Origin of the sequence: Cryobacterium suzukii (assembly GCF_004403185.1) — a bacterium.
GTDB lineage: Bacteria > Actinomycetota > Actinomycetes > Actinomycetales > Microbacteriaceae > Cryobacterium > Cryobacterium suzukii.
On sequence record NZ_SOHJ01000007.1, the window covers coordinates 16,571 to 41,976 of the forward strand.

Below are 25,406 nucleotides of genomic sequence, written 5' to 3' on the forward strand. Positions count from 1 at the left end.
CAAGCGGCCGGCCCTGTTAACGCAGGTCCGGCCGCTTTTTTGAGCGCGGAGTGCCCGTCGCGGCTGCGAAACGAGTTCAGTCGATTTGCGTGCGCACCCTAAGTGGGTAATGCTCATTGGGTACATTTGGCCCCCTACGGCCGATCACCTGCACGCCCCCGACGTGTGCGCGACAGAGAATATACGTAAATAAACAATGGCCTTGAGAAATACCCGCACACCGCTATCGAATAAAAATTCAACTCGTACCACCCGGGCTGTCTTTAACCGCACGCCGCGCACGGCCCCACGGAAGGCCGCTCTTTCGGCTTTGGCGGTTTCCGTCGTCGCCCTTTCAGGCCTCGCCGTGAGTCCGGCTTACGCTGGTTCCAGCAGCGCCGACACGCTGAGCGCCTCGATCGTGATTCCAGAGCGCGAAAAAGTCACCACCGACTTGGGCACAGTGCCGTCGGGCCTGAAGTCCGTCGAAATAGAGTTCTTCACCTCTGAGGTCGCAGCCCGAACTCAGGTAAAAATTGCAGTTGGTCCCAAGGGCTCGAAAACGTACTCGTTTACCGCGCCGGCTGGTACCAGCAAAACCAAGACCATATCGGTTCCAGTGACTCCGGAGATGGACGGCACGGTCACCGCTGTCAGTAGCGTCGCCGACGTCAAGCTCAACCTTTCGGTCGACGGTTTTGAGCGCGCCGAAAGCAGTCCTGCGCCGACACCGGAGCCCGCACCAGTGGCGGCACCTGCGCCGACACTGACACTGACACCAGCACCGGCTCCCACCCCGGAGCCCGCTCCAGTGACGAGTGGGACGCCCGGCGCCTCCAACACGGGAGTTCCATCCGGAACTGCTTTGACCGTGCACAACGGTGACATCAACGTGACCAAGCCGGGCACCGTGCTGAGTGGCCTCGATGTTCGCGGCCTGATCAAGATCAGCGCCCCCGATGTAACCATCAAGAATTCCATCATTCGGGGTCGCACCATGAACGGTCCAGGAGCGCTAATCAATAACCTCGGCGGGCACCGGAACTTGGTCGTTACCGACACCGAACTGTCCCCGAGCTCCGCTTCGCCCGACGCCAATGGGATCTACGGCTATAACTTCACGGCAACGCGCTTGGACATCAATAACGTCATCGATGGCATTCACATCACGGGAAGTAATGTGAGCCTGCAGGACTCCTGGATCCACGACCACATGCATTACCTCAATGACCCGAATCAGGGCGGTTCGCCCAGTCACGACGATGGCATACAGATTCAAGCTGGAAACAACGTGACCGTAACCGGCAACCGACTCACCGATTCACACAGCGCTGCCGTGCAGATCACGCAGGACCGGGGACCGGTTTCCAACTTCACTTTCAGCGACAATTTCGCTAATGGTGGAGCCTGCACCGTGAACATCGCGGAAAAGTCCTACGGCCCGATCATGGGAGCGGCCATTACCGACAACAGTTTTGGTCGTGATTCTCGCCTCGCCAACTGCGCAGTGATCGCCCCGACGACCACGAAGATTGACTTTGCGAGCAACTACTACGTACCCGACGACACTCTCGTCACGATCAAAAAGGGGTAGTCCTGATCGCTGTCATGGCGATGGATCCGTGTCAGCTACAGCGTTGTGATGCTTGAACTCGAAATCCCTCAAATGGATGCGGCTGGGCCTGCTATCGCAGGTCCGGCCGCTATTTGTACCGATTTCGAGCGTGTCATCTATCCCTGAACGAGGGGTGGACCTGAGAAAGACGGCGGACTTGCTCTGAGGTACTTGGCCTCTGAGCTGCTGCGGATATTTTGGACAGTGTGCTCGGCCGCTCACTACCCGGCCTGAGGAGATCCTTGGACAAGAGTAGGTCCTCGCGAATGATGGTGTTTTTTGGCCGCCGGCTCTGCTGGCGCCGTAGGGATGCTTAGCCTAGATCAGTACGAGATTGTTGATGACGTCAGCGGCACTTCTGTGCATGGGCTCTTGACGCGAACGGGCGTGCGCGCGGAGACGTTTAAAAGCCTCATCCATATTGATGTTGTTGCGTGCCGCAATGACACCTTTTGCCTGCTCGATAAAAACTCGGCTGTTCAGTGCGTGCTGAAGTTGAGCATTCACCGTCGCGTTTTTTCGAGCTGTGCGTTCGTGCAGGAGAGTGATGGTTGCCACGTCGGCCAGCGCCTGCCCGATGACAGCATCCTCATCACTCAAGGCGCCTTTCCGATTTCGAAACAGATTCAGTGCGCCGATTGTATTTGGACGAAAGCGCATCGGAATGGCATGTACGGATAGAAAACCTTGGGCCAGTGCCGCCGCCTGAAAATCGGGATAGTCGTTACCGTCCGCTGCAATATCGCTCAGCGTGACTACCGTGCCGGATCGATAGGCGTCAACGCACGGACCGGCTCCGGCCTGGTGTTGCAGGACTTCGACTCGGCGACTTTCTTCGCTCGTGGAGGCGATGACCTGAAGAATGCCATGTTGGTCCGCCAGTAGGAGGCCCGCTGCTGTGGCGTCGAGCAATACAACACACTGATCGACCAAAGTACGCAGGAGATCAGCGGAATCGTACTCTCCCACCAGAGCATCAGCCAGTTGCACAAATGCGCCGCTTACCAGCGAGGCGCGAGACAAGTTCGTCATGCCTGCCATTCTGGACTTCATCCGATACTTGGTCACGGGCTCCGCCCGAATCTCAGTGTTTTGGAAGGTAGGCGACTGTCGCGGCTGCTAATTGCTTGTTCCCGTAGCGGCAGGCAGTAAATTGCGACGCTCCTGCACAGCGTGCGCGAGGTCGGCGATGGAGAGGTCGCCGTGTACCGCGGCGCCCGCCATAACCCCTGAGGCGGCTGAGCTGGCGATCATCCCGGATAGGTCCGTAGCGTTCCCAGCGGCCCAGACGCCGGGTACGGCCGTTGTACCGCGCGCATCAGCTGTGATCTGCTCGCCGTATGGTGTCGTCGTTAGCGCGCCCCCAAGCGCTTCATACAGTGCGGTTTGCGCGACGAATCGCGGCGCGACGACGACGGCGTCCATGTCGAATGATCGCCCGCCCGTGATTTCAACGGCTCGAACTTGTGTGCCATTAACAACCAGGCGCTCAACTCGCGGAGTCACGACACATACTCCCAGCGCCGCGAGCTGTTCCCATTGCTCGTCGGTTGGTTCTGGAGCGTCGTGCAGGAAGAGCGTGACGTTGTCACTGAGCTGGCGAAACAGCATGACCTGGTGCAACGCGTTCTCGTTGCGGCCGAGAACGGCGATGCGTTGGTCGCGCACCTCCCAACCGTGGCAAAACGGGCAGTGCAGCACGCTGTGGCCCCACGCTTCGGCAATGCCCGGCACGGCGGGCAAGTCGTCCTTGAGCCCGGTGGCAAGGATCACCCGACGCGCGCGGACGCAAACGGCTCCGCTGTCCACTTCGATGGTGAAGTCGTCGACCATGCCGGAGGCACCGGTCGCTTTTCCAGGCACGATCCGAACGCCGTAGGCCTGGGCCTCAGAGCGCCCGCGCGCGAGCAACTCCAAGGGGGCGACGCCTTCCTGGCCGAGGACATTATGTGCGCCATCGGCTGGGGCGTTGCGTGGCGTGCCGGCGTCTACGACGATGACGTCACGGCGAGAGCGGGCGAGGGCGATGGCGGATGCCAGACCAGCGGGGCCGGCCCCGACGACTACCACGTCGGCCTGCAGCGCGGCGGTCATCGCCGCGCCTCGGTCTCGGTCTCCCGCTGCTTGTCCTCGATGGCGTTGGTGCTGTCCGTCGCGGCAGCGGCCAGTGGGTCGACATTGTCTGGCCGGACTGCCGACCAGAACGCTCGACCAGATGCGACTCGAACGTAAGACGTTCCCGCTTTCAGCGCTGCAGTCGCAGCGTCGAGCGCCGCGAGGTCATCGCCGTCCAGGTCTTCCCGGAGGAACTCCCGATTCCGTGTCAGATTCAACTCGAGGTAGCGCGCACCATCCGAAGTCTGCGCCGATGCGGTGAGTGCGGCGGCAGTGCGTTGGACCGGGGCAAAACCAGCGGCGGTGAGGGCGGTCATCCACTCAGCAGTGACGGGATATCCGTGCGCGGCAAGTGCGCTGACGACACGGTCGCCGAGGCCATCGCGCCCCGTTCCGAGGTCTGCGGGGTCGTAGGTCGTCACGTCGGTGAATTCGGTAACGATCAGTACTCCGCCGGGACGCAGTACGTCGAATACCTGCCGCAGCACCCGGGCGGGATCTGTGACGTGGTGGAGCGACAGGGCAGCCCAGGCGAGGTCCACGCCGCGGGGTACGACATCGGGCCAGTCACCGTCGAGGTCGACGAGATGCGTCTCCACCCGATCGGCGACTCCTGTCGTCGCCGCCGTGACAGCAAGTCGTTCCAACATCTGGACCGAGGCATCGAGGCTATGAACCCGTGCGTCAGGGAAGCGAGTCGCCAGTGCGATAGATCCAGTTCCCGTTCCGGCGCCAAGATCGACGATGCTGCGGGGTGCGGCGTTGAGCGCTGTGTAAGCGGCGTCGAGCGCCGCGGCCAGGACGGGGGCGCCCAGCGCCGCATCGAGATCGAGCAACTCCGGCAGGACGGAATCGTTCTCCGGGGCGGGGCCGTGGCCGGGCCGGTCGTGGTGAGAAAAATTCTGGGCACTGTGAGTATGCGTCATAGGGACAACCCTACGTGCAAAATGCATTAATAGCATAAGCTCTTGCGTATGACGCAAGAAGTGATCGATGACGTGGTTCGGCAACGTATCCGAAGCCTGCGCCTCGCGCGGGGCTGGACGCTCGACACTCTGGCTACCCGCTGCTATCTATCTCCGTCGACCCTGAGTCGCATTGAGACGGGGCATCGACGCATTGCCCTGGACCAACTCGTGCCCATAGCTCAGGCGTTGGGCACGACCCTGGATCAGCTCGTCGAGCCAGCGGGTGACGATGACGTCGTCATTCGCCCCGAGCCCGAGATGGGCATCGGCTCGACGGTGTGGCTGCTCTCACGCGAACGCGACCGGCGCGGCGTCACGATCGCCAAGATGCGATACACGTCTGACCGCGTAGTGAGTGAGTCGCAGATACACCCAGGGTACGAGTGGTTCACGGTGCTCAGCGGTACCGTCCAGCTACGACTGGGGGAGCGAACGATCCTCGTTCGGGAGGGGCAGGCAGCCGAGTTCTCCACGATGACCCCGCACGCCATCGAGGCGTACGAGGGACCCGTGGAACTACTCACGATCTTTGATCACGACGGGGAGCGAGCCCACCTGCCCGGCCACCGACATCCCAAATAAAGGTGACGGTGCGCTTTGGCAGCGAATCGGGCATGCGCAGGTGGGTCCAATCTCAAGTGGTCGTCTGGCGATAGCGGCTGAAACCGTCGAGATAAGGTCGGATTGACCCTATGACTATGCAGGCAGCTAGTGGTGCTGTCGATAAAATCATCAACTCTGATCATCGTTTGTCAGAATGCGCGTGCTCCCCGGACGCCTATGCGTGCCATGTCATGGGACTCCGTGTCAAACGGACGCCTATCGGGATGACTGTCCGAGGAAGAGGCTTGACACACGGCGCGAGAACTCGGAAACTGAATGCTGGCACCTGACACTCCGTGTCACGCATCAAAGAGCCATTCCATGACACAACAAAGGAGTTGCAGCCATGTCATCGACCGCATCGAACCACGCGACGATCTCCGTCGCCACTATCGTCTCTGAGTCCGCACGCCGCCAGGGCGGCAAGATCGCTCTGATCGTCGGCGACGAGAAGGTGAGCTATGCCGAGCTGTGGGACCAGATTCGCGCCTACGCGGGAGGGCTTCGATCGCAGGGCGTCGGCCGGGGCGATCGGGTGGCTATTCTTATCCCCAACGTTGCCGACTTTCCCCGCGCCTACTACGCCATCCTCGCCATCGGTGCGACAGTCGTACCGATCCACGCGCTCCTCAGCGCCGACGAGATCGAGTACGTGCTGAGGGACAGCGGTGCTCATACCATTGTCATCCACGCGGGACTTCTCGCTGCGGGCGCTCGCGGCGCAGCCCAGGCCGGTGTTCCCGTGCTATCGGTCGCTGAGGCGAAAGGCAACGGGACCCAGCTTCGGCTCGAAGACGTCGCGGCAGAGGCGAGTCCCATCGACGGTGTCACCCCGACTGACCCGGGCGACACCGCAACCATCCTCTACACGAGCGGGACTACCGGCACGCCCAAAGGAGCGGAAGGTAGCCATTTCTCGCTCGTCGAACAGGTCAACGCGCTCCTCGTCTCAACCTTTGACCTGCGCGCGGGCGACACCATCCTTGGCACTCTGCCTCTTTTCCACACGTTCGGACAGACCTGCGTTCTGAACGCGGGTTTGCGAACCGGCGCCACCATCGTGCTCGTGCCAAAGTTCGACGGAGACACGGCACTCGCACTCCTGAATAAGCACGAGATCGACGTATTCTTCGGCGTACCGACCATGTACATCGCCCTGCTCGATGCGGCGACGCGCAACCAGGAGCGTCCGCGACGGATGCGCTATGCCGTCTCCGGGGGTGCATCCATTCCGCAAGCAATCATCGAACGTTTCAAGGACGTCTTCGACGTCGACATCCACGAGGGATACGGACTCACCGAGACGTCACCGGTCGCGACCTTCAACCACGTTGGCACCGCGCCGCATCCGGGGTCGATCGGAACGCCGATCTGGGGCGTCGACGTTGAGATCGCACGCTCGGACTTGGAAGAGGCCATCGAGCTACTGCCTCGCGGCGAGCTCGGCGAACTCGTTATTCGCGGGCACAACATCATGAAGGGCTACCTCAATCGCCCTGAGGCGACGGATGCCGCAATTGTCGACGGATGGTTTCGGACCGGCGATCTCGGAATCAAGGATCACGACGACTACATCCGGATCCTGGATCGAAAAAAGGATTTGATTATCCGCAATGGATACAACGTGTACCCGCGGGAGGTCGAAGAAGTACTCTCCCGGCATCCTGAGATCGTGGCCGTCGCGGTCTTCGGGATTCCCGACGAGATCCACGGTCAGGAAGTGGCGGCAGTTGTCATCCGCGTGCACGGTGCTACCGTCACCGCCGAGGACATCATCGAGTATGCCAAAGAGCGCATCGCACTCTACAAGTACCCAAGGTCGGTCGAGTTCGTCGACGCGTTCCCGTTGAACGCCAGCGGCAAGGTTCTGAAGCGAGAACTCTCCGCTCGGTTCGCGGAAGGGCTGCCCCTGAACGCCTGATATTTTCTCCGTCGTAGCCGACTAACCGATGCCGCTCGGAGAAGCCGGAGCGGGTTCTTGCTTTTCGCGCTTGAGATAGCCGCGGGACTCCATTCTCGTCAGCAGGTGGGAGAGTCGCGTCAAAAATGGGATGAGCAGCGACGGTCGTCACTCGGAGAGTGGTACGCCTTCCCCGGACACAATGTTGCGGATGACGGCGATCGGTAGTTTGGGCTGCCGGTTCGCGTCGGTCAGCCCGTTGGTCTCCTGCATTGTGTCCGTCAGCTGGGTGTAGCAAAAGCCGGAGAGCAATGGGTTGTCCCGAAGGCTGCCCACGAGACCTGACACTCGACTTTCGAAGTCCTCATGGCTCGTTGCTGTTGTATAACCCCAGGAGTCACCGGCAGCGTCGGGCGCGAAGCTGACCCCGCCGAATTCGGTGACCATAATCGACTGACCATCGACCTCCCGGGGGATGAGCTGTAGGCGGCGGCCGGCTGGGCCAATTCCCGCAACGAGGGCACGGATGGCGTCGATGTCCCTGTAGCTGGCATCGAGCTGTTCGGCCGTACCGGCGTAGTCATGGATCGTGAGGATGTCAGAAGTGGCGTGTTCCCAGCCGTCATTGGAGATGACGGGACGGCTCGGATCGAGCGATCGAGTCAGGTGGTAGAGCGACTGGGCGAAGTTCATCTGCGCGTCGTCGTGAGCGATCTGTTGAACGCCCCAACTCTCATTGAGGGGAACCCACGTGACTATGGACGGATGCGATCGGTCACGGCGCACGACATCCGTCCATTCGCGGGTGACTCGCGACACTGCCTCTGAAGAGAATTCGTAGGTGCTCCCCATTTCACCCCAAATGAGGAGTCCGAGCCGATCCGCCCAATAAAGAAATCGGGGATCCTCGACCTTTTCGTGAATTCGTGCTGCGTTGAACCCGAGGGCCTTGATGAGCTCCACCTCGGCGCGCAGGGCTTCGGCTGAAGGGGCAGCGAGGTGCGATTGTGGCCAGTAGCCCTGCTCGAGCACCGATCGCACAAAATAGGGTCGGTCGTTGAGTAGGAACCTACCGCCCGCGACGCTGACGCTGCGTAACCCAAAATACGAATAAGAATCGTCGAGAACGCTCCCGTCGTCGGCAATGATTGAGACATGCGCGTCGATAAGCCGCGGGTTTTCCGGCGACCACAACAGAGTCTCGAAGGCCTGACCGTTCGACTGTCGCGCAATCTGAATGGTTGCCAGAGATCGCGGTTCCAGGGTCAAGAAGGACTGCCTGGCAAGGATTTCGCCGGCGATGGACAATTCAACCTGCACCGTTACGCCGGTCGCCGGTCGCCGGGTCAGGTCCACCTCGATCTCAACGTTCCCCGCCTGCGCATTCGGGGTCCAATTCAGTGCCGCGATGCGCTGATCTGGCACGGACTCGAGCCAGACCGGTTGCCAAATGCCGGTCGTACGGTGGTACCAAATCACGTGCGGTTCTTCAAGCCAATCCTGTTTGCCGCGCGGCTGAGCGACATCGTGGGGGTCGTCCTCGGCACGAACCACGAGCACGCAGTCCGTGTGGAGCGTCAGTGCTTCGGTAACGTCAAACGAGAACGGCGTCTGGCCGCCCTCGTGTGACCCAATGAACTGGCCATCGATCCAGACAGATGCGCGGTAGTCGACCGCTCCAAAATGCAATATCACCCGGTCACGTTCTAAAGATCGACCGCTCGCGGCCACGTCTTCTGAGCTGATGACGCGTGAGTACCAGACGACCGGGTGAAAGCCGGGGTCGCTGATTCCCGACATCTCCGACTCGGGAGGGAACGGAACGGTGATGACCCGGCTCAGCTGCGAAGCGTTTGCGAACCAACGCTCGCTCCTGCCGGTGTCGTGGTCGTCGTGTTCAAATGCCCACTCGCCGGCGAGGTCGTGCCAATTCGGGCGGACGAGTTGGGGGCGGGGGTACACGCCACCCTGGGCACTGGCAGAAATGGAGAGAGGACGCGACATACCGCAATCATGCCGCCAAATTACAGCGCTGTAAAGTTTTGCGCGGTTGGAATCGCTAGGGAGTGCGTGGCGCACTCTCGCGCAGCTCGAGCGAATGCCCCACGATCACGTGTCGGCCGACGCCCCGGTATCCAGCAATCCGCTCCTCGAGAAGATCGAAGGCAGCCGCGACCAGTGCGGTCTTCTTCGGCGCCACCGAGGTGAGCGTCGGGGACGTGTATGCAGCCAGGAAGGTGTTGTCCCAGCCGACCACGGCTACATCTTCGGGTACCGATCGCCCGGAGTCATGCAGGGCCTTCAGCGCGCCGATCGCGAACCGGTCGTCGCGGCAGACCACGCCGTCGAAACGCATCCCGCGTTCGATTGCTTCAGTGACTGAACGGAGGCCGGCTTCCGCCGTGAATTCCTGCGCGGTGAATACGAGCTCAGGATCCAATGGAACGTTTGCCTCCAACAGGCCCTGTTGGTAGCCAAGAAGACGCTGCTTCGTCGAACCAGTGATGTCGGCCGCGATGACTCCGAGAAAAGCGATCCGGCGGCATCCGCTCGCCAGGAGATGCCGCGTAGCATCGAGAGCGGCCGCGACGTTGTCGATCATCACGTGGTCGGTCATGACTGGCATTGCGGCCTCGCCGAGTAGAACCAGGGGAGTGCCAGCATCGAGCTTGGCAATGTCGAGCGTTTCCATGCGGACGGGGTGAAAGATCACGCCGTCAACCAGCCCGGCTTCGCGATCGCTGAGTACCGCTCGTTCCAAATCAGGATCGCTCAAAGTCTGCTCGATGATGACGCGGTATCCCCGCCGAGTCGCTTCCTCGGCCATATGACGGGAAAGCTCTGAAAAGTACGGATGGTCGATCTCCGGGATGGCCAGGGCGATCATCCCGGTTTTTCCGGTAGCCAGACGCCGTGCCGTCAGGTTGGGGCGATATCCGAGCTGGTCGATGGCTGCTTGCACCTTCTTGCGAAGGGCGGGGGCCACGTGGGGGTAGCTGTGGACGACGTTCGAGACGGTCTTCATGGACACGCCCGCAAGTTCTGCAACGTCAATTAGTCGAACCCGTGCCATGTCTATTCCGTCCAGTTCGGTCCGGTCCATCCTAGGGCGACTGCGGCTGGCGCTGGAAACGCCCTATACGTGGGATTTGCCAGGTGTAGACAAATCTCTTTCCAGCGCTGTACATTATCGGAAGGCACTCGTTTGCCGCACCGTTACGTGCGGGAAGAATGTGGCCGGCTTTGCGCACGGGTCGCGGAGCGATGTTTTCGATGAGGAGGACGAACGATCATGAAGCAGAAAGACTTCTTGGGGCGGCGAGCGATTACAGCCACCGCACTTGGTGCCGCATTCATGCTGGTACTTGCCGGATGCTCTGCGGGTGAGACCGGGCAGACGGTGAGTGCGCCCTTCACCGGTGAATACACCGGACCCGAAGTCGAGCTGTCCTACTGGAACGGATTCACCGGCGGTGATGGCCCGTTCATGGAGACGATGGTCTCCGAGTTCAACGCGGAGCACGACAACATCAAGGTTGTCTCAAACACGATGCAATGGGTTGACTTCTACCAGCGCCTTCCCGCCGCGGTGACCGCGGGAGAGGGCCCGGACGTCGGCGTGATGCACCTGGACCAACTAGCGACCAATGCCGCGCGAAACGTCATAGTACCCATCGACGATCTCGCCGAGGAGTTGGGTCTGACGTCGGATGACTTCACCGAGGAAGTGTGGGATGCCGGCGTCTATAAGGATGCCCGATACGGCATCCCGCTCGACGTGCATTCCCTCGCCATGTACTACAACACCGAACATTTCGCCGCTGCGGGGATCACGGAGGCCCCGACCGACGCGGCTTCCTTCCAAGATGCGCTCGACAAGCTCCAGGCAGCTGGCTTTGAAACTCCCTTCTGGATGCCGACGCGGTGGCCAAGCCACCTCATGAATCTCTCCTTGCTCTGGCAGAACGGCGGTGAACCGTATGGCGACGACGGAGCAACGTTTGATTCAGCGGCCGGGGTTGAGGCACTTGAATGGCAGCGCTCTATGGTGGACGACGGCTATAGCCCGAGTGACGTCGCCATCGACTCTCAATACGTCGCTTTCAAGAACGGTGAGACCTCGATTACCTGGGACGGCATCTGGCAGATCAACGATCTCGCCCAGTCCGGTCTTCCGTACGCGGTCGCCCCGATTCCCACAATCGGCGAAACAGACGCTGTTTGGGCCAACTCCCACAACTTCTTCCTCCCGCGCCAAAGCACAGCCGACCAGAACAAGGTTGACGCGTCGAAGGTATTCATCGCCTGGATGAGCGAGCAGTCGGCTGAGTGGGCAGGCTCGGGCATGATCCCCGCTCGTCAGTCAGTGCGCGATGCGGGCGCCCTCGAGGGGCTCCCGCAGGAAGTAATCGCGGGGACGATCGATTCGATGCGTTTTTTGCCGCCCATTCCTGGGATCGGCGGAGTGCAGGCTGAGACCCTCGAAATCGCCGTCGCCGACGGGGTTCAGGGAGCGACAACGCCGAGTGAGGCGCTCAAAAAAGCCGCCGACTCTGCGACGCAACTCATGGACGACAACAAAGCCTCGTTCGGGGGCTGACGAATGTCGACGAAGGTAGGTGAGCGCGCACTTCCTGCGGGGAGGGCGCGCCGCCCCTCGGCTTCTCAACCGGAGTCGCAGAAAAATCGTGGGGTGCGAGCGGGCAATCGGCAACAGGGGATAGCAACGCCCTGGCTTTTTCTCGCGCCCTATCTGCTGCTGTTTGGCAGCTTCGTCGTCCTTCCGGCAGTTCTCGGGGTGTGGATCAGTCTTCATTCCTGGGACTACACGCTGCCGAACAAACCCTTTGTCGGCCTCGACAACTACGCCGCCTTGTTCTCGCCCGGATCGACGGTTTCTGGCCCGTTCTGGGGATCTATGCGGGCCACCGCAATCTTCACGGTACTCAGCGTGCCGCTGCTCCTGATCGTCCCACTCGCCGTTGCGTTGCTCATGAGCAAGAAGTTTCCCGGACGAGACTTTCTCCGAGCCATCTACTTCGCCCCCTACGTGCTCGGCGTCGCCGTCATCTCGGTACTCTGGCGATACCTGCTCGATAACAATATTGGACTCGTGAACCACTATCTGGGACTTCTCGGACTCCCGGACGACACGGCGTGGACAACAACGACGCCCGCGGCCTGGGTCGCGCTCGTGGGAGTGACTGTCTGGTGGACGCTCGGATTCAATGCCGTCATCTACCTGGCCGGCCTTCAGGACATCCCGGTCGAGCTCTATGAAGCCGCGCGCGTTGATGGGGCCGGACCGTGGATGCAGTTTCTGCACGTGACGATTCCGGGGCTCAGGCCCATCCTGTCGTTTATTACGATCATCACCCTCCTCGCGTCCGCCAACATGTTTGGTCAGTCATATCTCATGACCCAGGGCGGCCCCGGGCGTGAAACGCGCACGGCCATTTATCAGATCGCCGACACAGGCCTGCGCAACTTTCAGATGGGCAGCGCAGCAGCGATGAGTTACGTGCTCACCGTCTTCCTCATGGCGATCAGTGCCTTTGTCTTCTATATTTTTCGCGAGAAACAGCCCAGGAAGCTCGAGAAGGAGGTGCGCTCGTGAGCGGTTTCACGACGACGGTCCGTGCGGGATCCCGAACACGCCGTGCACGCCAGCGGAGTGGCAGTATCGCTCGAGTCGTCGTTCTCGGCGCAATCGCAATCGCGTTCATCAGCCCGATCGTCTTCATGATCGTGACCAGCCTCAAGACCCGGGCCGACGCGACTGCTATTCCACCGTCGTGGATCCCCAATCCGATTTCTCTGCAAGCGTTCGCGTCTATCCTGGCTCCCGGGACCGCGACTCCGGTGCTGCAATGGTTCGCAAACAGTATGGTTGCAGCCGCCCTGAATGCCACGCTGGTCGTCATCACAGCGTCACTCGCGGCGTATCCGCTCGCGCGTATGCAATTTCGCGGCAAGAATTTCGTCTTCGTTATCATCGTCGCGACTTTGCTGGTGCCGCCGGTGATTCTGGTGATTCCCAATTACCTCATCGTGAGTGAACTGGGGTGGCTCAACTCCCTCGTCGCGATCATCATCCCAACGGCTGCATCCGCTTTTGGAGTGTTCTTCATGCGACAGTTCTTCGTGGGTCTGCCCGTGGAGTTGGAGGAGGCTGCCCGGCTCGATGGGGCGAACCGATTCGTGATCTTCACGCAAGTAGTTCTGCCGCTCGCCAAACCAGCTCTCGCAACACTCGCGTTGCTCGCCTTCCTCGGCAACTGGAATGACTTTCTCTGGCCCGTCTACGTCTTGTTCAGCCCGGAGGTACAAACCCTGCCCGCTGGCCTGTCCACGCTTCAATCCGCAAATGCCGTGCGCTATGACCTGCTGATGGCCGGCGCGGTCGTCGCGAGCGTGCCGGTGCTCGCGCTGTTCATCTTTCTCCAGCGCTTCATCATTGAGGGCGTTTCTCGCTCCGGCGTTAAGGGATAGCACCCGATGAAGTCGGCTCGCCGCGCAGCGTTTGCCTCGGTGTCGGCAGCAATGATGACCGCCCTCGTGGTGACCGGCTGCACGGCGGCCGCAGAGCAATCGGCGCCCACGGCGCTCGCCGCAGAAGCAGGTGCCCCAGTTCTCAACGTGAATTTTGCTGACCCCGACGTGATGAAGGTGGACGGCACGTACTTTGCGTATGCCACCAACGACAACAACCGCAACGTGCAGGTCGCTTCCTCCACCGATCTTCTCGATTGGGAGGTCCTTCCCGACGCGTTGCCGGAGCTGCCGAGCTGGATCATTCCGGGGAAGACCTGGGCACCCGAAGTAACGAGGCTCACCGACAATTCCTTCGTTATGTACTTCACGGCGACGAATTTTGCGCCAACACTGCAGTGCATCGGGGTTGCTACTGCCACCGAACCGGCCGGACCGTTCACCGTTCAGGGCGACGCCATGATCGTGTGTTCCGAAGACCAGGGCGGTGCAATCGATGCGAGCACCGTCGTCATCGACGACGTCCTGTACCTCGTCTGGAAAAATGACGGGAACTGTTGCGAACTCGATACTTGGATTCAGGCGGCTACGCTCTCGCCCGACGGACGCAGCATCACGGGGGACCCCATCAGGATCCTCAGGCAAACCGAAGATTGGGAGGGCGCCCTTATCGAAGCTCCGACCATTGTGGCTCGAGGGTCAGGACTTGTGATGCTCTACTCCGCGAATTCCTACGGAGGTGACCAATACGCCGTCGGTGCGGCAACGGCTGCCTCAATCGACGGCCCGTGGACGAAGGAAGTTGGTCCGATCCTCTCGACCGACACTTCGGGCGGTCTATATCGCGGGCCCGGTGGCCAAGACTTGGTCATGGATGTGGGTGGCAAGGACTACATCGTTTTCCATGCGTGGGACAAGGACTACACATATCGCGCATTGCACGTTGCTGAGGCAGATTGGGATGCCGACATTCCCCGGATCGTGATCCCCAACCAAGCAATCCAACGCTAACTGAATGGCGCCCCATGGAAAACTCTGTATCGCTCAGGCCGCTGTCGGGAACACAATTCGTTCTCGAAGCTAACGGATACACCGCCTCGATCGCGAGCATCGGGGCGAGCATTCGATCGCTCCAGTACCACGGGCGGAACCTCATCGTGCCGTTCGATGCCGACCAAGTGCGACCGTTCTTTCGCGGCGCAGTGCTGGCACCGTGGCCGAACCGAGTCGTTGATGGAAGGTACTCATTCGGTGGCGTTGAGCAACAGCTGAGCATTACCGAACCGCTGAGGGGACACGCTCTCCATGGACTCGTGGCATGGCTGGACTTTGCTGTGGTGAGGCAGACGACCCGTCGGCTGGTTCTCGGAGCAGCTATCGAAGCGCAACCTGGATACTCTCACCGGGTGACACTAGAGGTAGCTTTTGCGCTTGACGCCGGAGGCCTTCGAACGACAGTGACGGCAGCGAATGCCGGCCCAACTGCTGCCCCGTTTGGTATCGCTCCGCACCCCTACCTTGTCGCGGGCGACGGCCGTGTCAACGACTGGACGCTCGAACTCCCCGCCAGGCAAATACTGACCGTGACTCCCGACCGTCTCATTCCCCTTCACCTTCGCGACGTCAACGAAAATGATCTCGCCGCCTTTGATTTTCGCGCGCCACGAACTATCAATGACACCTTCATCGACCATGCCTTCACTAGCTTGGACCGGGACGAGGAAGGTAACGCCACAGTTCGAGTCACGACGAGCGCGGGCAGTGGAGTGGCGCTGAGCTGGGATGGCGAATGTCCCTGGGTTCAAGTGCACACCGCTGACCAACCCACACCCGCCATTGACAGAATCGGACTAGCCGTCGAACCAATGACCTGTCCGCCGGATGCCTTCAACTCCGGGGTGAACCTGAACGTCCTTGAGCCAGGCGGCTCGGCAGGCGCCTCCTGGACAATTCGAGCCATCGACTAGTTGGCTGACGCCGGGTCGACGATCTCGTCCGTAAGAGGGTGCGAAAGCAGTTCCTGACTCGGCAGAAACGCACCGTGGCATTGTGGTCGAGTGACGGGCAGGAGGACTCCCGGCTCCGCCCCAAAATCAGACGGTGGGAATGATGCCGCCGTCCACTCGGAACTCTGCTCCGGTGATCCACTTCGCTCGATCGGATGCGAGGAACGCGACCAGCTCGGCCGCGTCGCCGGCGGATCCGGGCTTCGCCATGGGGACCTTCAGAGCAAGGGCGAGCTCGCGCTGCATCTGCTCGAGGGAGATGCCTCGTTCGGCGGCCATCGTGCTGTGGTGCGCGATGGCGCCGGCCGTGGCGATGAATCCGGGCAAGACGTTGACCACCCGTACGCCCTTTGGCCCGACTTCGGCGGCGAGAGTGCGGCTGTAGGAGTTCATTGCCGCTTTGGACGCGGAGTACGACGACTGCTGTGGCTGGGGATAGTGGCTCGCGATCGAAGAAATGTGCACGACAACCCCTCGGCCGCGGGCGACCATGCCGGGAACGATTTCCCGGTCGAGGCGCACCGCTGCGAGCAGGTTCAACTCCAGGTCTTTCGACCACGCCTCGTCGGGGGTGTCTAAGGTGTCGCGAGCGCTGGATGCCGCACCGGCGTTGTCGACCAAAAGGTCAACCTCGATCTCGCTATCCGCAAGCCGCCGGGCGAGTGCGGAGACTCCTTCTGCGGTGCCGAGATCGGCCGCGAGCCAACGCACCCCGACCTCGGATTCGTTCGGAGCGGTCCGGGAGGCGATCCAGACGTCGGCGCCGCCGGCAGCGAGCCGAGACGCGATCGCGGCTCCCAGACCGCGCGAACCGCCTGTCACGAGGGTTGTGCGGCCGGAAAATTCGGTGGGGTCGATGCTCATAAGCGTCCAATGATTGATGTTCGTCGAACATCAATCATTGCTAGAATCGGAGAATGCGTCAAATCGTTCACCCCGAATTAGACACGGTGTCCCTTGAGAGCGCGCTGTCCGCCCTGGGTGATCCGGTGCGCCTCAGCGTCGTCAGAGTCCTCGCCGATCGGGAGGAACATCTTCAGGCGGATTTCGACGTCCCAGTATCGGCTTCGACGTTGAGCCACCACATGAAAACCCTCCGTGAGGCAGGCATTGTCCAGAGCCGACCCGCCGGCACTCGCTGCTATGTGTCCCTACGGCCGGACTTCGAAAACTGCTTTCCAGGTCTGCTCGAGACGGTCCTACGTCTTCGTAACGACCGGTAGTCGTTCCCCCGAGCACTGGGTACGTGCTTGATCGGTGAGGCACCGGGGAGCCGCCAAGCGAAGCCACCGAACCCCCAGCGTCCAATGAGACCGCCGGAACTCGCCGGAGATCCGTGGACGCCGTTCGCGCGGGCGCGGCCCTCCTCCACCAAAGACATCTTGTCGAAAGTCCATCCGGGCAGCAATCCGACAGGGTAGAACGGTGCGAGATCAGCTCGCATGAAATCCCCGCGCTCCTGCCGGACATGCGTCAGTATGAGAGTTGTGACGGACACAGCGCGCGAGAAACGGATGCGCGACCTCGTCGTGCTCATCGCCGACCCGGTGCGCCGCTACCTGCACCGCCGCACCGACCCCGCGACGGCCGACGATGTAATCGGCGACACCCTGCTGGTGTGCTGGCGCCGCCTCGACGAGGTGCCCGACGACGCACTCCCGTGGGCGATCGTCGTCGCTCGACAGTGCCTCAGCAACGCCCGCCGCGCCGAGCGTCGCCGCACCCGGCTCATCGGCCGCATTATTGCCATCGATCCGCCGTCGGCCACTGCGGACGAGAACCCCGCGGCATCCACCGTCGATGGCGCCGTCGATGGCACCGCCGAAGCGGACCGAGTGACCACCGCCCTGGCCGGCCTGCGTCGAAACGACGCCGAGATCCTGCGGCTGTGGGCGTGGGACGAGTTGACGAGCCCGCAGCTTGCCGTTGTGCTCGGCATCAGCGCGAACGCAGCGGCGATCCGCCTGCACCGTGCGAAGGCGCGCCTCAAGCAGGAGCTACTGAAATTCGGCAGCCCGACCGGACATATGACTTATGACGAAGGGAGCGAAGATGCACGACGATGACCGTGCGCTGCGCGACCAGCTGCGCGCCGCCGATCCGGCCCGCGCGCTGCCCCCTGCCTCGCCGACGTGGCTCGACCACAGAATGGAGCAGATCATGACCGACCAGACCGCTACCACCACATCCGTCACCCCCCAGGCGCCGCGACGCGCGTTCCGGCGGTGGATGCCGGTGGTCGGCGTTGCCGCCGGCCTCGCTATCGCCGCTGTGATCGTCGTGCCCCTCGTTCTCGGTGGCCCGGAACCCACTGTCGAGTCGCTGCAGCCTTCCATGGGCGGAGGCCTCGCGAGTGGCAGTTGCCTCGTGCTCGAGCCGGCGACCGTCGCGGCGCAGGAGCAGGCGTTCGCCGCGACGGTGCTGCAGATCCAGGGCGACACCGTTTTGCTGGAGGTCACGGAGCGCTTCGTCGGCGACGTCGCCGACCGCGTGGAGGTGGCGCAGGTCGACGCGACGTCCTCCGACTTCTCGGGCGTTCCCTTCGAGGTCGGCCAGACCTACCTCGTCGCCGCCGTCGAGGGAACGATCACCGGTTGCGGCGTGACCGGGGCCGACAGTGCCGAACTTCGCGCGGTGTACGACGCAGCGTTCCCGGGCTGATCCGGGGCTGCGAGAGCGGTCGGGAACGGTGCGTGGAATCGTCCCATCGGCGTCAGACGGTGGGGAGAGGCTCACACAGCATCCGGTTGAACGAGAAATCGCTCCGGGTCGATTCAGGTGGGTACATGATGGGCGTTTGCTTGATCCTGAACAGCAACCATGGCCATAACTTCTTGTCGCGAGCGTCGCCCGCCACAGCGAGAATCACCTGGTGCATAATTTTTCAGGTTCAGGCTGCCTCTGCACCAATAAGCGCGGTCTACCCACCCGACATCGTTTTACGCCGACCATCGCGAGTTCTGGCACTACATGGACCTCGTCGTCGATCTTGTCTTTATGTGCCCGATGAAGGTTAGCTCCTCGTCGAACAACAGTTCCTGCTGTTCACCCTCGCCGACATGGAGACCGAGCTGCAAGCGGCGAGAGGACTGCTTCGACGCGCGGCCTGGCGTCGGCGGCGGACTTTGCGATCGCCGAACCAATTCTTGCCACGATGGGGGCGCGCATCGTGCACTGCGGCGACCCGAGCGCCGGACAAGCCGCAAAGATCTGCAACAACATGATCCTCGGCATCTCGATGATCGCCGTCAGCGAAGCATTCGTGCTCGGTGAAAAACTGGGCCTCACCCACCAAGCGCTCTTCGATGTCGCGTCCACGGCATCCGGTCAATGCTGGGCACTGACCACCAACTGCCCCGTTCCCGGCCCGGTACCCACCAGGCCAAGCCCGGACGCAGCGGAGCGGCTTACCAATCCACGGCTCGTCACTCACGGGAGCTCACATCGCGGGTATCGGAATTTCTCGGACAGCATGGCCCTTGTACCAGCTATGACTACTATCGCAATCATCGGAGCTGGCTCAGGACTCGGGGCCGCCGTCGCGCGGCGATTCGGGGCCGAAGGCTTCACCGTCGCGCTCATCGCCCGCCACCAGGGACGCGTAGATGCCCTCGCCGCCGAACTGCTGGCCGAGGGCATCACAGCACACGGCTTCGTCGCCGACGTGCGCGATCCGGCCTCCATCACCCGCACTCTCGAACAGGTCGCAGAAACTCTCGGCCCGATCGAGGTACTGCAATACAGCCCGTTGCCGCAGAAGGACTTCATGCGCCCGGTTCTGGAGACCACTCCCGCCGACCTCGTTGGCCCAATCGAGTTCTCCATCTACGGACCCGTCGCCGCTGTGCATCAGGTCCTCCCCGGCATGCGTTTCCTCGGCGCTAACCGCGGCACCATCCTCTTCGTCAACGGCGGATCCGCCGTGACCCCGGGCCGCAATGTCACCGGCACGTCAATCGCATTCGCTGGACAGGCCGCCTACGCGCAGCTGCTCAACGAGGCCCTCGGAGAAGAAGGAATCCAGGTCTCCCAGCTCATCATCGGCGGCCGCATCATCGCCGGCGACCCCGAGAAGGACCCGTCAGTGCTCGCTGAGCACCTCTGGAACCTCCACAGCCGTCGCGATCGCTTCCGCCACCAGATCAGCGCTGACTAGAAAGCGTCGTTCACTGTCAGGACCCGCCAGAGCCGGCACAGGTAGCCGATACGTCGATCGGTTCGGGCGGTCGCAGAATCAGATTGCAGGCGACCTCACCGGTGCCGTTCCAGGCGATCCTGCCACCACGATCGGGGTCACCGCACAAGACGTCGGTGGCGTGCAGGGCACGCGGCCGGGCCAGACCGTCAAACGCGGAGTTGATGCTGAGCTCCGCGACGACACAGCCGACCAGCCCGGTTGGTTATAAGTTCAGGACGCGAATTTTCCGGTACCAGGCGGTTGCGTATACTCGTTTTCAGCGACACGGGGTGCCGACTGCATGACGGTCGGCTGAGATGACACCCGTTGAACCTGATCTAGTTCGAACTAGCGAAGGGATGTCACGGAGAATTACGTGCACTGCTTTGGTGCCGGATCTCGTCCTTTCGCCTTACCCAAGGTGAAGAAAATCATGCAAATAGCAGAACAGATTGTCTTGGTCACTGGCGGCGCACGCGGCCTGGGTGAAAGCATCGTGCACGCTTTCGCGGCTCAGGGCGCTCGGGTGGTCATCAACTATCGCAACAGCGCCGCAGCAGCGGAAACCTTGGCTTCCGGCTATGGGCCTGAACACGCTCTTGCCGTACAGGCCGACGTCACCGACCCGACCCAGGTCGCCGCAATACTCACGCAGGCGCAGGCACATTTCGGCTCCAGCGTGACAACGGTGGTCAATAACGCGTTGGTCGATTTCAGCTTCAACGGCGACGCCCGCTCCGGCGCTGCCGACATCGGCTGGGACGAATTCCAGGCGCAATTCTCGGGCAGCGTCCGTGGCGCCCTGAACACAACCCAGCAGGCGCTGGCAGGCATGCGCGAGGTCGGGTTTGGCCGCATCATCAACATCGGTACCAACCTGTTTCAGAACCCGGTGGTGCCCTACCACGACTACACGGCCGCCAAGGCCGCCCTGCTCTCCCTGACCCGCACCCTCGCCTCAGACCTCGGCCCGCACAACATCGCCGTAAACATGGTCTCCGGCGGGCTGCTGCGCACCACGGATGCCAGCGCGGCTACCCCCGAGGACGTGTTCGACTTCATCGCCGCCTCCACCCCGCTACGCAGAGTGACAACCCCGGCCGAATTTGCGGATGCGGTACTCTTTTTTGCCTCCCCCTGGGCGCGGTCGGTCACCGGGCAGAACCTGGTCGTCGACGGCGGCCTGGTAATGAACTAGGGCAGCGCCGGCCAGGCCTGGTGCACCCACACCAGTTCCCGCCGGTGCCCGGTTCGCGGTCCCACCCGGACCGTTCGACAGCGATCTCGTTGCCAGTGGCGTGGCCCATGTGCTCGCGGGGGCATTCGACGCGCCGGCTGCACCCTTCGCAACGTCCTTCGATGCTGACCACACCTCGTCAAACTCTGTCGGCGGCGGGTACTCAACCCCCGGGGGAGTGACCGACTTGCTAATGGTGAGACCGGGGCGGCGACGGCCGGAAGTCTGCGAGGTTGACCGCGATCCTGATGCGCGGGCTGGCGGGCTGGCTGGCTGGTGGGCGGGTGACGTGGTGACGAGCAGCCTCCCGGCGAGCCAGGATACACTCCTCGACACATGGAACTGAATATCGATGGCGCACCAGCACGATGCGCTCCGGTTACCGTGTGAGCACGTGGATCTCCGCTGAGACAGCGTTCCTGACGATCTTGTGCCGACCTGGATAACGGCCATGGCGACCGCAATTGCTGTCGTCGCCGCCAGCTTGTGTACCTATCGGTAGATTCGGTTTACATCTCGCCAAATGCGTGAAGCTGCGACCACCGTTCCATTACTGGCCAGACCCCGGTTAGGCGCGGGCGGTAACCGGCAAGGATTCGGAAACCTCATCGGACGGTAGATCCTTACGCGCCCAGTAGCTGGCGAGCACCGAACCCGATACGTTATGCCAGACCGAGAAAATTGCCGCTGGCAGCGCGGCTACCGGGTTGAAATGCGCCACGGCTAGGGCGGCAGCCAGGCCGGAGTTCTGCATGCCCACCTCGAAGCTGAGAGCTCGGCGACTGGCGACCGGAAGCCCGAACAGACGCCCAATGTAGTACCCAAGCGTCAGTCCGAGGGAGTTGTGCAGGATCACGGCGACGACCACGAGCACGCCAATCGACAACAGCGTGGAGGCACTCGCGGCGATGACGGCCGCAACCACGACGGTGATGCCGGCTACCGACAGCAGAGGCAAAACATCGAGAAAACGCTCCACCAGGCGCGGCACGATCATGCGCAGCACGAGCCCGATCACTACCGGAACCAGCACGATCTGCACAATCGACACGAACAAAGCGCCAGCATTAACGGGCAGGGACTCTCCGACGAGCACCAGCACGAGCAGCGGCGTCAGCACGGGGGCCAGCAAAGTCGAGACGGACGTCATCGCCACAGACAACGCGGTATCGCCCTTAGAGAGGTAGACCATCACGTTGGACGCTGTACCTCCGGGCACAGAACCAACCAAAATCATGCCGGCCGTCAGCATGGGCGAAAGCCCCAGCGCGACGGCAATCCCGAAGCCGAGCAACGGCATCACGAAGAACTGGGCCGCAACGCCCAGCAGAAGCGCCCACGGCCGCCTGGCAATAATCGCGAAGTCAACCGGGCGCAGCGTCATACCCATTCCCAGCATGATCACGGCAAGTAGCCATGGGATCGCCACGGTCAGGCCGGAAAATGCGTCGGGGACAGCAAGCGCCAACGCTCCCGCAGCCAAAACAATAACGGCGAACCAACGCCCGACGAATGCGCTGACAGTTCTGATGCGGTCCATGATGAAACAATACCCACAATGGGCAGAAACCTCATGGCCGGCAGGTGCGATGGTAAACAGGAACGCGCGAACAGTTTGCCCACGATTCTGACCGGTTTCAAGACGACAAAGATGCCCCCTGCGCAACCTCACGCCGGCCTGGTTCGGGTACACGCCGAGCGAGACTAGGTGTGTGCTCCCGTTCGAGGTGGTCAGCTCCACACATAGATAGTGCTCTTCCGGCGTGATTCCCTCTCGCACAGCGTTAGCGAAGGCGTTGCTGTCGAGCTGTTCCTCGATCGAGACGACCGGGTCGAGGTTGATCCAGACGTCGTCGGTCGTGGCATGCACGTAGGGACGGAGCCGGGAGTCATCGCGAGCGGAAAAGTCATTCAGGGCTGCTTGGGCGGCGCGTTCGGCCCGCCTTGCGGCGCGGTGCACGGCGATAGCTGCATACCCTGCTGCGGGTGTGTGCACATCGAGTGAACAGTAGGCCAAATTTGTGTCATAACGATAGGGTCGAGTGAGTCCCCGCCGTAGCGTGGTGATGTCAATGTCGAATCACAGGTTTGGCTCGGGGGCGACTTTTTGGTTGTACCGGGCTCAGAAAAGGACAACCAATTGAATAAGCGCACCATCACCGCGAGCTCCTTCGCGCTCGCCCTGTTGAGCACCGTGGTATTGACCTCGTGCAGTGCCGAGACCGATACTGCCGCTTCCGGCGACGCTACTGGAACGCTCATCGTGTACACGAACTCCAACTCTGATGGGCGTGGCGAGTGGATCACGGAGCAGGCCTCCGCTGCCGGCCTCGACATCGAGATCGTGGGCCTCGGCGGCGCCGACCTCGCAAACCGGATCGTGGCCGAGAAGAATAACCCCGTGGGCGACGTGGTCTTCGGGTTAAACAACATGTTCTTCGAAACGCTCAAGGCCGAGGAGGCTGTCTCCGCGTACACACCGGCCTGGTCCGGCGAAGTCGACAGCACCGCCGGCGACGCGGAGGACGGCGTATTCTGGCCGTTGGTTGAACAGGCCATCGTCATGGCCTACGACACCAACACGGTCAGCGCAGCCGATGCCCCCACCGAGATCGCCGACCTCTGGGACGGCGACCAGTACACCGGTAACTACGAAGTGAACACTGCCCTCGGCCAGGCGACACCACAGCTGGTGCTCGCGGGCCTTCTCGCTCCCTACGCGGACGAGGACGGCGACCTGGGTATATCCGACGATGGCTGGGACCAGGTGCAGGCATACTTCGGGCACGGTTCGCCTGCTGTCGAGGGCACCGACCTGTATGCCCGGTTGATCCGCGGTGAGGTCGATTTCGGCGTGATTCCGAGCAGCGGTATCACGAGTCGTGATACCGAGTACGGCACGGTCACCGGAGTCATCAGCCCCGAAGACGGTGTTCCGTACGTCACAGAGCAGATCGCCGTAATTAACGGCACTCCGCGCCAGGAGCAGGCCGAAGAGTTCATTGACTGGTTCGGCAGCTCCGACGTGCAGGGCCAGTTTGCGGCCAAATTCGCCGCTTACCCCGTGAACACCGAGGCCCGCGCTCAGGCGCTCCCCGCGGTCGTCGAGCTGATCGAATCACTGCCCAAGCAAGACATTGACTGGGCACTGACCCGGGAGCACATCGGCGAGTGGGTCGAGAAGACCGAGCTCGAGTACCTGCCCTAACGGTCATCCGCGCCGACGAGCGCCGACCTCCATCACCCGCCACAAGTCGCCGGGTGCGGCTTCGTCAACAGCCGCACCCGGTGGGAGTTCACATGATTAGATTTGACCACATCGAAGTGCGTTTCGGCGAACACACCGCCATTCCCGAACTCAATTTGGAGGTGAAGCAGGGTGAGTTCTTCACCCTGCTCGGGCCGTCCGGATGCGGGAAAACCACCGCGCTGCGCACCCTCGCCGGCTTCATCGAACCGACGAAAGGCGAGATCTATATCGATGGCCAGGCCGCGACGAAGCTTCCGAGCGAGAAGCGCAGCGTGGGAATGGTGTTTCAGAACTACGCCCTGTTCCCGAGTATGAGCGTGTGGGAAAACATCGCCTTCGGCCTGAAGGTGCGCAAGACAAAGAAGATGCAGACGGGTGCCCTCGTCGCGGAAATAGCCGGGCAGGTGGAGCTTACATCGGAGCAGCTCAGCAAGAACGTCTCCGAACTCTCCGGCGGCCAGCAGCAGCGCGTGGCCATCGCGCGCGCGCTCGTGCTCAAGCCGCGCATCCTGCTGCTCGACGAACCTCTCTCCAACCTCGATGCGAAGTTGCGGGTGCAGCTGCGCGAACAGCTCAAAAACCTGCAGCGCGAGCTCGGCATCACGACGGTCTACGTGACCCACGACCAGGAGGAAGCCCTGACGATGAGCGATCGCATCGCCGTGTTCAATCATGGCGTGGTGGAACAGGTGGGAACTCCGGAGGAGATCTACAACCGCTCGAGCACAGAGTTTGTGTGCACGTTCGTGGGTGCCATGAATAAGTTGTCGGGCGAGGTGGTGCAGCGGCTGCAGCGTGGTGGCGGCACCGCTCTGCACCCAAACAAGGCGTCATACCTGAGGCTCGAGAAGGTGTCGCTGCAGCCTCCTGCAAACGCGGCCGACAGCATCCGTCTTGAGGGAACCGTCGCTGAACGCGCGTACCACGGCGCGCACAGCACCTACACGATCGACTGTTCCGGCAGCATGATTCGCGCGCTCGTACCCGAGGGCGGCGCGGCGCCGCTTGCGCCCGGTTCGCGAGCCGAGCTACACATTGACCCCTCGTCGATCCTGCAGTATTAG

Annotated in this window: 22 protein-coding genes, 1 pseudogene and 1 riboswitch; of the genes and pseudogenes, 16 read left to right on the forward strand and 7 right to left on the reverse strand. The window is 62.0% G+C overall.

Annotated features, from left to right (window positions below):
* The first annotated feature begins 346 nt into the window (after positions 1-346).
* Positions 347-1,573 (forward strand): right-handed parallel beta-helix repeat-containing protein, encoded by a 1,227-nt coding sequence (locus E3T39_RS16150; protein ID WP_166784075.1) that lies wholly within the window; start codon positions 347-349, stop codon positions 1,571-1,573.
* Positions 1,574-1,912: 339 nt separating this feature from the next.
* On the opposite strand, the gene E3T39_RS07085 is transcribed toward E3T39_RS16150, so the two are convergent.
* From E3T39_RS07085 to E3T39_RS07095, 3 genes are all read right to left on the reverse strand, one after another.
* The gene (locus E3T39_RS07085) at positions 1,913-2,626 is read right to left on the reverse strand and encodes a GAF and ANTAR domain-containing protein (protein ID WP_134514028.1); all 714 of its coding nucleotides are present in this window, start codon (positions 2,624-2,626) and stop codon (positions 1,913-1,915) included.
* A gap of 87 nt (positions 2,627-2,713) precedes the next feature.
* Positions 2,714-3,688 (reverse strand): NAD(P)/FAD-dependent oxidoreductase, encoded by a 975-nt coding sequence (locus tag E3T39_RS07090; RefSeq protein ID WP_134514029.1) that lies wholly within the window; start codon positions 3,686-3,688, stop codon positions 2,714-2,716.
* Positions 3,685-4,635, reverse strand: coding sequence for a class I SAM-dependent methyltransferase (locus E3T39_RS07095; protein ID WP_166784076.1), 951 nt, complete (start codon positions 4,633-4,635; stop codon positions 3,685-3,687). The genes E3T39_RS07090 and E3T39_RS07095 overlap by 4 nt, the downstream gene beginning before the upstream one ends.
* 48 nt (positions 4,636-4,683) lie before the next feature.
* On the opposite strand from E3T39_RS07095, the gene E3T39_RS07100 reads away from it, so the two are divergent.
* Complete coding sequence (locus E3T39_RS07100; protein WP_134514031.1) at positions 4,684-5,259, forward strand: helix-turn-helix domain-containing protein; 576 nt, start codon at positions 4,684-4,686, stop codon at positions 5,257-5,259.
* A gap of 367 nt (positions 5,260-5,626) precedes the next feature.
* The gene (locus tag E3T39_RS07105) at positions 5,627-7,201 is read left to right on the forward strand and encodes a long-chain-fatty-acid--CoA ligase (RefSeq protein WP_134514032.1); all 1,575 of its coding nucleotides are present in this window, start codon (positions 5,627-5,629) and stop codon (positions 7,199-7,201) included.
* A gap of 147 nt (positions 7,202-7,348) precedes the next feature.
* On the opposite strand, the gene E3T39_RS07110 is transcribed toward E3T39_RS07105, so the two are convergent.
* Together E3T39_RS07110 and E3T39_RS07115 are read right to left on the reverse strand one after the other, a co-directional pair.
* A complete protein-coding gene (locus E3T39_RS07110) occupies positions 7,349-9,184 on the reverse strand; it encodes a glycoside hydrolase family 2 protein (protein ID WP_134514033.1) in 1,836 nt (611 codons plus the stop codon).
* Between the two features lie 55 nt (positions 9,185-9,239).
* Complete coding sequence (locus tag E3T39_RS07115; protein WP_134514034.1) at positions 9,240-10,253, reverse strand: LacI family DNA-binding transcriptional regulator; 1,014 nt, start codon at positions 10,251-10,253, stop codon at positions 9,240-9,242.
* Positions 10,254-10,472: 219 nt separating this feature from the next.
* Here E3T39_RS07115 and E3T39_RS07120 point away from each other — a divergent pair, with 219 nt between their 5' ends.
* From E3T39_RS07120 to E3T39_RS07140, 5 genes are all read left to right on the forward strand, one after another.
* Positions 10,473-11,780, forward strand: a complete 1,308-nt coding sequence (locus tag E3T39_RS07120; RefSeq protein ID WP_134514035.1) for an ABC transporter substrate-binding protein — start codon at positions 10,473-10,475, stop codon at positions 11,778-11,780.
* 93 nt (positions 11,781-11,873) lie between these two features.
* The gene (locus tag E3T39_RS07125; protein WP_241979571.1) at positions 11,874-12,797 is read left to right on the forward strand and encodes a carbohydrate ABC transporter permease; all 924 of its coding nucleotides are present in this window, start codon (positions 11,874-11,876) and stop codon (positions 12,795-12,797) included.
* Positions 12,794-13,672 (forward strand): carbohydrate ABC transporter permease, encoded by an 879-nt coding sequence (locus E3T39_RS07130; protein WP_241979572.1) that lies wholly within the window; start codon positions 12,794-12,796, stop codon positions 13,670-13,672. The genes E3T39_RS07125 and E3T39_RS07130 overlap by 4 nt, the downstream gene beginning before the upstream one ends.
* Positions 13,673-13,678: 6 nt before the next feature.
* On the forward strand, positions 13,679-14,683 hold the full coding sequence (locus E3T39_RS07135; protein WP_241979573.1) for a glycoside hydrolase family 43 protein: 1,005 nt from the start codon (positions 13,679-13,681) through the stop codon (positions 14,681-14,683).
* Between the two features lie 14 nt (positions 14,684-14,697).
* Positions 14,698-15,639, forward strand: a complete 942-nt coding sequence (locus E3T39_RS07140; RefSeq protein WP_134514037.1) for an aldose 1-epimerase family protein — start codon at positions 14,698-14,700, stop codon at positions 15,637-15,639.
* Positions 15,640-15,765: 126 nt separating this feature from the next.
* Here E3T39_RS07140 and E3T39_RS07145 read toward each other — a convergent pair whose 3' ends face one another.
* Positions 15,766-16,542: an oxidoreductase gene (locus tag E3T39_RS07145; RefSeq protein WP_134514038.1), complete on the reverse strand. Its 777-nt coding sequence runs from the start codon at positions 16,540-16,542 to the stop codon at positions 15,766-15,768.
* A 53-nt stretch (positions 16,543-16,595) separates the two neighbouring features.
* On the opposite strand from E3T39_RS07145, the gene E3T39_RS07150 reads away from it, so the two are divergent.
* The 6 genes and pseudogenes from E3T39_RS07150 to E3T39_RS07180 all read left to right on the forward strand — a co-directional run bounded on the left by E3T39_RS07150 (position 16,596) and on the right by E3T39_RS07180 (position 21,053).
* On the forward strand, positions 16,596-16,901 hold the full coding sequence (locus tag E3T39_RS07150; RefSeq protein ID WP_134514039.1) for an ArsR/SmtB family transcription factor: 306 nt from the start codon (positions 16,596-16,598) through the stop codon (positions 16,899-16,901).
* A gap of 264 nt (positions 16,902-17,165) precedes the next feature.
* On the forward strand, positions 17,166-17,744 hold the full coding sequence (locus E3T39_RS07155) for an RNA polymerase sigma factor (protein WP_134514040.1): 579 nt from the start codon (positions 17,166-17,168) through the stop codon (positions 17,742-17,744).
* A complete protein-coding gene (locus E3T39_RS07160) occupies positions 17,731-18,339 on the forward strand; it encodes a hypothetical protein (protein ID WP_134514041.1) in 609 nt (202 codons plus the stop codon). Before E3T39_RS07155 ends, E3T39_RS07160 begins: the two co-directional genes overlap by 14 nt.
* A 460-nt stretch (positions 18,340-18,799) precedes the next feature.
* A pseudogene (locus tag E3T39_RS07170) lies at positions 18,800-19,066 on the forward strand (NAD-binding protein); the annotation flags it as partial.
* 84 nt (positions 19,067-19,150) lie between these two features.
* Entirely contained in the window at positions 19,151-19,834 is a 684-nt protein-coding gene (locus E3T39_RS07175; RefSeq protein WP_338145264.1) for an SDR family NAD(P)-dependent oxidoreductase, read from the forward strand.
* Positions 19,835-20,131: 297 nt separating this feature from the next.
* A riboswitch (TPP riboswitch) is annotated at positions 20,132-20,232 on the forward strand.
* A 56-nt stretch (positions 20,233-20,288) separates the two neighbouring features.
* Complete coding sequence (locus tag E3T39_RS07180; protein WP_134514042.1) at positions 20,289-21,053, forward strand: 3-oxoacyl-ACP reductase; 765 nt, start codon at positions 20,289-20,291, stop codon at positions 21,051-21,053.
* Between the two features lie 607 nt (positions 21,054-21,660).
* Here E3T39_RS07180 and E3T39_RS07185 read toward each other — a convergent pair.
* The gene (locus tag E3T39_RS07185) at positions 21,661-23,088 is read right to left on the reverse strand and encodes a bile acid:sodium symporter family protein (RefSeq protein ID WP_241979574.1); all 1,428 of its coding nucleotides are present in this window, start codon (positions 23,086-23,088) and stop codon (positions 21,661-21,663) included.
* A 144-nt stretch (positions 23,089-23,232) separates the two neighbouring features.
* Here E3T39_RS07185 and E3T39_RS07190 point away from each other — a divergent pair, with 144 nt between their 5' ends.
* Together E3T39_RS07190 and E3T39_RS07195 are read left to right on the forward strand one after the other, a co-directional pair.
* Positions 23,233-24,300: an extracellular solute-binding protein gene (locus E3T39_RS07190; protein WP_134514043.1), complete on the forward strand. Its 1,068-nt coding sequence runs from the start codon at positions 23,233-23,235 to the stop codon at positions 24,298-24,300.
* 92 nt (positions 24,301-24,392) lie between these two features.
* Entirely contained in the window at positions 24,393-25,406 is a 1,014-nt protein-coding gene (locus tag E3T39_RS07195; RefSeq protein ID WP_134514044.1) for an ABC transporter ATP-binding protein, read from the forward strand.

What these genes read in the sequence shown, in the direction of transcription:
- E3T39_RS07180 (WP_134514042.1), top strand. Translation starts at nt 20,289, where the DNA reads ATGCAAATAGCAGAACAGATTGTCTTGGTCACTGGCGGCGCACGCGGC.
- E3T39_RS07095 (WP_166784076.1), bottom strand. Translation starts at nt 4,635, where the DNA reads ATGACGCATACTCACAGTGCCCAGAATTTTTCTCACCACGACCGGCCC.
- E3T39_RS07110 (WP_134514033.1), bottom strand. Translation starts at nt 9,184, where the DNA reads ATGTCGCGTCCTCTCTCCATTTCTGCCAGTGCCCAGGGTGGCGTGTAC.
- E3T39_RS07100 (WP_134514031.1), top strand. Translation starts at nt 4,684, where the DNA reads ATGACGCAAGAAGTGATCGATGACGTGGTTCGGCAACGTATCCGAAGC.
- E3T39_RS07120 (WP_134514035.1), top strand. Translation starts at nt 10,473, where the DNA reads ATGAAGCAGAAAGACTTCTTGGGGCGGCGAGCGATTACAGCCACCGCA.
- E3T39_RS07160 (WP_134514041.1), top strand. Translation starts at nt 17,731, where the DNA reads ATGCACGACGATGACCGTGCGCTGCGCGACCAGCTGCGCGCCGCCGAT.
- E3T39_RS07115 (WP_134514034.1), bottom strand. Translation starts at nt 10,253, where the DNA reads ATGGCACGGGTTCGACTAATTGACGTTGCAGAACTTGCGGGCGTGTCC.
- E3T39_RS07195 (WP_134514044.1), top strand. Translation starts at nt 24,393, where the DNA reads ATGATTAGATTTGACCACATCGAAGTGCGTTTCGGCGAACACACCGCC.
- E3T39_RS07085 (WP_134514028.1), bottom strand. Translation starts at nt 2,626, where the DNA reads ATGACGAACTTGTCTCGCGCCTCGCTGGTAAGCGGCGCATTTGTGCAA.
- E3T39_RS07145 (WP_134514038.1), bottom strand. Translation starts at nt 16,542, where the DNA reads ATGAGCATCGACCCCACCGAATTTTCCGGCCGCACAACCCTCGTGACA.
- E3T39_RS07135 (WP_241979573.1), top strand. Translation starts at nt 13,679, where the DNA reads ATGAAGTCGGCTCGCCGCGCAGCGTTTGCCTCGGTGTCGGCAGCAATG.
- E3T39_RS07140 (WP_134514037.1), top strand. Translation starts at nt 14,698, where the DNA reads ATGGAAAACTCTGTATCGCTCAGGCCGCTGTCGGGAACACAATTCGTT.
- E3T39_RS07090 (WP_134514029.1), bottom strand. Translation starts at nt 3,688, where the DNA reads ATGACCGCCGCGCTGCAGGCCGACGTGGTAGTCGTCGGGGCCGGCCCC.
- E3T39_RS07105 (WP_134514032.1), top strand. Translation starts at nt 5,627, where the DNA reads ATGTCATCGACCGCATCGAACCACGCGACGATCTCCGTCGCCACTATC.
- E3T39_RS07175 (WP_338145264.1), top strand. Translation starts at nt 19,151, where the DNA reads ATGGCCCTTGTACCAGCTATGACTACTATCGCAATCATCGGAGCTGGC.
- E3T39_RS07150 (WP_134514039.1), top strand. Translation starts at nt 16,596, where the DNA reads ATGCGTCAAATCGTTCACCCCGAATTAGACACGGTGTCCCTTGAGAGC.